At 62.4% G+C, this 4563-nt stretch carries 4 protein-coding genes; 2 read left to right on the top strand and 2 right to left on the bottom strand.

Annotation, left to right across the window (positions count from 1 at the left end; all coding sequences use genetic code 11):
• The first annotated feature begins 332 nt into the window (after positions 1-332).
• Positions 333-1604, top strand: a complete 1272-nt coding sequence (locus AB4Y99_RS25965) for a threonine synthase (RefSeq protein WP_441525353.1) — start codon at positions 333-335, stop codon at positions 1602-1604.
• An 11-nt stretch (positions 1605-1615) separates the two neighbouring features.
• Here the strand turns inward: AB4Y99_RS25965 and AB4Y99_RS25960 are convergent, their stop codons facing one another.
• Together AB4Y99_RS25960 and AB4Y99_RS25955 are read right to left on the bottom strand one after the other, a co-directional pair.
• Positions 1616-2668: a PLP-dependent cysteine synthase family protein gene (locus AB4Y99_RS25960; protein ID WP_441525352.1), complete on the bottom strand. Its 1053-nt coding sequence runs from the start codon at positions 2666-2668 to the stop codon at positions 1616-1618.
• Positions 2662-3600, bottom strand: a complete 939-nt coding sequence (locus AB4Y99_RS25955; RefSeq protein WP_441525351.1) for a GHMP family kinase ATP-binding protein — start codon at positions 3598-3600, stop codon at positions 2662-2664. Before AB4Y99_RS25955 ends, AB4Y99_RS25960 begins: the two co-directional genes overlap by 7 nt.
• Before the next feature lie 597 nt (positions 3601-4197).
• On the opposite strand from AB4Y99_RS25955, the gene AB4Y99_RS25950 reads away from it, so the two are divergent.
• The coding region (locus tag AB4Y99_RS25950; RefSeq protein ID WP_441525350.1) for a toxin-activating lysine-acyltransferase at positions 4198-4563 on the top strand (366 nt) is incomplete at its 3' end.

The following is a 4563-nucleotide window of genomic DNA, read 5'->3' as shown; positions in this document are numbered from 1 at the left end:
ATATAGGCCCGCGTGCGCCCCGAGACGAAAGACAGCTGCTCCTGCGAGAGCTTTCTTTCCCTTCGGAGGCGCTGCACGTTGAGACCAAACACAGTGCGAAGTTTCATCCTGCGAAAGGTGCGGTGATGAGCACTATGGTGCGACACACTCTAGTGCACATTCTGCATTGACAGGGCGCTAGTCGCCTGTTTGAACCGGTTGGCGACCGAACGATCCCGTGCAGAGGAATTGCGATGGCCAGCCAACCTGTTAGCGCGCTCCCAGCATGCGGCTCGGACCCGACATCCAGGCATCGATCTGAGCTGGAGAACAGCCCCCCGAAGGATCACGCAGTGCCTGGCTGTGCGAACATCATCGGGCTCAGCTGCATCCGCTGCGGCGCCTCCTATTCGGCCAGCACCGAGATCGATTCCAGGGGCTGTCCGGCTTGCCGCGAAGCCGCGCCGGTCAATCTCAAGGCGGTCTACGCTTCGCCGGTCGATCCGCTCTCGATCGCCCCCAACGCGCCGCGATCCATGTGGCGCTATGCCCATGCGCTGCCGTGCTTGCTCGACGACGCCGTGTCGCTTGGAGAGGGGCAAACGCCCTTGATCGAGGCCGCCCGGATCGGTCGTGCGTTGGGAGTGCGGAACCTCTTCGTCAAGGACGAGGGCCGAAACCCGACCTGGTCGCATAAGGACAGGTTCTCGACGGTTGCGGTGTCGGTGGCACGCGCTCAAGGCTCAAAGGTGGTGGCGACGGCCTCATCCGGTAATGCTGGAGCCTCGCTGGCCGCCTACGCCGCCCGCGCTGGGCTGGGCTGTGTTGTCGCGACGTTCGGCGGGGCGGCCAACGCCATGCTGGCGCAGATCAGGAAATACGGCGCGACCGTTCTGCCGCTCGCCAACAAGATGGATCGTTGGACCCTGCTTGCTGAAGCCGCGACACACTATGGATGGTTCATCGCATCGCCCTATCATGCGCCCGTTGTTGGCAGTCACGCCCTCGGCATCGAGGGCTACAAGACCATCGCTTATGAAATCGTCGAGCAGTCGGGCGGCATCGCCCCCGACTGGTGTGTTTTGCCCGTCTGCTACGGCGACGCGCTGTTCGGTGTCTGGACGGGTTTTCAGGAACTGTTTGCGCAAGGCGCGATCTCGAGACTGCCCAGGATGGTGGCGGCCGAAGTGCATGGATCGCTGGCGCAAGCGCTCACCACCGGTAGCGACAGGCTCGAAGAACGAAAGCTCGCATTCGAAAGCCTTGCTGTTTCGATCGGTGCGCCACGCAGCACCTATCAGGCGCTGAAAGCCTTGCGTGAGTCCTCCGGCCGCGCCGTCCCGGTGAACAACGATGGGCTCGTGGAAATGCAGCAGCGCCTCGCCCACGCTGAGGGAATTTTCGCCGAACTGGCCTCGGTCACGCCATTTCTTGCGATTGTGCGGCTGCGTGAAGAACGTGTCATCGCCCCTGATGATCATGTGGTGGCAGTCGCCACCGCCAGCGGGTTGAAGGATCTCGATCGATCGGTGGGCCAAGCTGGAGACGGTACGATCTTTCGGTCGACGGGCGAAGCCTGGGATTGGCTCGGCCACAATGCCAGGCTGGTGGCTGGGCAAAGCTAGACGGCTCCGGATCAGCGCGAGAGGCCTTCATTCCTGCTTTCATCATGGACGACCTGGTCGAGGCTGCGTCTTGCCCACGCGAACCGCGTCCAGTCTGCCTCGGACCCAGGTTCGATGATCGTCAATTCGCGGGGCCCGGAAGGCGGCGAGCATGGCCAGCCCGGTAACGAGCTGAGCCACGCGTCATCGAAGACCGTCTCCGCGTATCGGTGACCCTCATCCGCCATGATGACCGCGACCCGGGCTCCGSGGCGGGTGCTCGCAACCCACCTGCCAACGAGGGCAGCGGCTCCGCTGGTCGGCCCCTGAAAGATGCCACGCTCACGCAACAGGCGGCGAGCCTCGCTGAATGCCGGGTACGCCCCGACCCAGTGGACTTCATCGATGAGGTCATGCCGAAGATTGCCTGGCATGATGCTGTTGCCGAGACCGCGCAACAGCCGCTTGCCGGCAGGTTGTCCAAAGAGGATGCTTCGGTGGGTGTCGACCGCAATGACGATGAGATGCGGGAAGACCTCGCGCAGGAACATTCCCGTCCCGCACAGCGAGCCGCCGCTACCGACACAGCCAACAAGACAGTCGATCTCGCCGACCGTCCGCACGAGCTGTTCGGCCAGCCGCGCATAGGCGAGCGAGTTCCCGAGATTGTCATATTGCCGTGGCCAGAAGCAGTCGGGCTCCTCCCGACGAATGTGCTCGAGCCGCTGCAGGCGCCCCAGTTGATCGCCGTTGCCGGCATGATCCTCCGTGACAATCATCTGCGCGCCCAAACCATCGAGGCGCGCCCTGTACTTCGCGTCGACAAGGCTCGAGGCGGAGACCAGCGTGAGCCGGTACCCCCGCGCCGCCGCCAGCAGCGCAAGAGCCATACCGAATGTGCCGGATGTCGTCTCGACGACGCGCATCCCGGCCTCGAGTGCGCCATCGGCGACTGCGCGGTCCAGGATATAGCGCGCCGGCATGAGCTTCATCAGTGGGAAAGCTGCCGCGATCAGGTTTGGCGATAGCGCGGCCATGCGAGGGCGCTCGAGCGCGCGGAAATAGTCATTGTCCGAGGCTACCATTTCGCACCGTCGTCGTTGATTTGGTGAAACTCRACGTCGCWGAAGCCGCWTCTTTGCACCGATGCCGCGACGCTTTCCGCGCGCTGTCGCAAGTTCYTGCCGGCGTGGTCGAAGAGGATGCCGAGCAGTGAGCCGCTATGCGCCACCTGGACRCCGCACGCGCCAGCGCCTTGTGCGATCTCGATGACGCGTTCGAGATGCTGTTTGGGCAGTCGCCGCTGGCTGAGCCGCGCGCTGGCAGTCGCCGCACGCCCAAGGCAGTTCGGATCCTGGTAGCGGACCGCATAGGCGATCAGTGCGCGCAGGACACGGAACTGTTGAATCTCGATCTTATCATAGCGTGCTGGCGGCAGGTTCAGCGTATCGACAGGCTGTCCTCCATGCGGCTTGAAGCCGACCAGCAACAGGGGCGGTAGCGCGCCGCCGAAATCCTCCAGGACGATACCCTCTCGCTGCGCGAAGAGGACGGCGTGCCCATCGAAGGCGATGGCGTCGCTGGCTCGTTCCGCGGAGACCGCCAGTTGACTGACGCGAGACGATTGGAGCTGGACAGCGTGGGCTGCTGCCACGGCGCGAATGGCGGCGACGACRTCYGCRGTCGAGGAGCCRTARCCATGRCCRAYTGGAATATTGCTCTCGATATYGAGGAMGCCTCCTTCGGCAACGTCCAGATGCTGCAGCGTCTTGCGTGCAGCCAAGCCTGCTTTGACCTTGTCGCCTGGACGCACCATGAGGTCGCGCGTAGCCGCACAGGTGAACGTCGCCTTCGATATCAATTTTGCGAGCGGGAGGGTGACCAGACCGCGATGAAGTCGCCCGTTCCGGTCTTCAAAGACCCCTTGCAACAGCTCTCCATGATGGCCGTTTGCAGCCCCGACACCGATCCTCGGCGACGGCTCGCCAATTGCTGTTGTTTCGGAGACTGCAGCCACGATCCGCTCCAAGCGATCAGCGTCTGGCGCAGTGATGGCTTCGGCGGAGCCAATCTGCCGTCATCAAATTCCGGCATTGACTAGCGCTGGCTGCCCGCGGCCTGGTCCGCTTGGGCAACGAAACCGGATTGCCGTACCGTCTCGCCTGCGGCTTTCCGGGAGGCAAGGATGCTTGTATGCCGACGCTGCCCGATAGCGGTAATTGGCACCGGCCACCTGGCACTTGAACCGCCGCTGGTCGAGGCTGCTCAGGAGGAGGACAGTCTCGTTGGCAATCGCCAACGAAGACATCGCGAGGGCGTCACTTTGCCAATGGCGGGGATCCAGGAGAGGCTGCGATAACCGGCCGCGCGGGCCACCCGTGCTCATGCTCCCTGGCGATACGTATATCGGCGGGCATAAGAAGGGAGTCTCGATTATTACGTTAAATTACATAATGAAAACAAAGGTATGCATCAAATCTGCAACAGGGCTCTGAAACGCGCATTCTCACGCCAAAGTTGTATTGCGGCTTTTTTGTGCTTAAGGCAGGGAAGGTTAACTCCGTGTCTGAGGGGTCGATGGCGACCGGGATTTGGAGCGCTACGCGGTGCTGCCTTGGTTGCCGATGCTGGGAATGACGCCAAGCCCGATGTTGCGGATGTTCCGCCGGGGTCAGACAAGACGATAGCGGCCATCCTCGGCGAAATCGTCTGGCTGATGAGCCAGAGCGCCGAGTTCAAGCAATATCTGATCAGCGATCTTGAGTGGCTCGTGATGCCGCCGATTTTGCTACGGCAGTTTCGGCTTTTTTATACCGAGGGGCGGCCTACCGCTGTAGTGCTGTTTGCTCGAGCATCCGATGAGATCGTTGCTCGACTCGAAGCGGGAGCGCCGACGCTGCGGCCGCAGGACTGGAAATGCGGTGAAATTATCAAAATAGTGAAAGTTATCGCCCCGTTTGGTGGCGAGGCTGGTTTCGCG

This window comes from Allobosea sp. TAB14 (assembly GCF_052113865.1).
In the GTDB taxonomy this organism is placed as follows: Bacteria; Pseudomonadota; Alphaproteobacteria; order Rhizobiales; family Beijerinckiaceae; genus Allobosea; species Allobosea spartocytisi.
The sequence above is the reverse complement of the archived record's forward strand: the minus strand, read 5'-3'. Positions and strand labels throughout refer to the sequence as shown.